At 42.5% G+C, this 473-nt stretch carries 1 protein-coding gene and 1 pseudogene; both read left to right on the top strand.

The features are described 5' to 3' along the window. Positions 1-15 precede the first annotated feature (15 nt). Positions 16-195 (top strand): annotated as a pseudogene (locus tag HSP_RS11205) (plasmid partition protein ParG); the annotation flags it as partial. A gap of 15 nt (positions 196-210) precedes the next feature. After that, positions 211-473, top strand: a 263-nt coding sequence (locus tag HSP_RS11520; RefSeq protein WP_010129485.1) for a hypothetical protein, incomplete at its 3' end; no start/stop codon positions are given.

The raw sequence follows: 473 nt of genomic DNA, 5'->3' as shown, positions 1-473 counted from the left end.
TAGACCTTTGGTGAAAACAGAGATCTGGAACGAGTAGTAACAGCACCAGTATCATCTGGAAAAATCAAACGTGTTAACGTCAATTTTGACGAAGAAAAACACACCCGGTTTAAGGCTGCATGTGCCAAAAAAGGTACATCGATCACAGATGTGGTGAACCAGCTTGTAGATAAATGGCTCAAAGAGAACGAATAATATCTGAGGAATATCATGGATAAAAACGTCGTTGATGCGCTGAAAACGCTATTAGAAGCGTTACCGGAAGAGGTGGTAACAGAAGTCACATCAAAACTAAATCCTTCGGCAAGCCATATTCCTGAAGAAAACAGTAAGCAATTGACAGCAAAAGCAAGACTACTGAATTTCCGGCTAACCGAAGCCTATGAAGAAATCCTGGAAGTCGAAGCTATCAGAACAGGCCAGAGCAAAACTACCGTTCTAAAGGCAGCACTGGCGATGTACAACAGCCAGGA

Origin of the sequence: Haemophilus sputorum CCUG 13788 (assembly GCF_000238795.1) — a bacterium.
In the GTDB taxonomy this organism is placed as follows: Bacteria; Pseudomonadota; Gammaproteobacteria; order Enterobacterales; family Pasteurellaceae; genus Haemophilus_A; species Haemophilus_A sputorum.
Note: the sequence above shows the minus strand (reverse complement) of the source record. Positions and strands in the feature narration are given on the sequence as shown.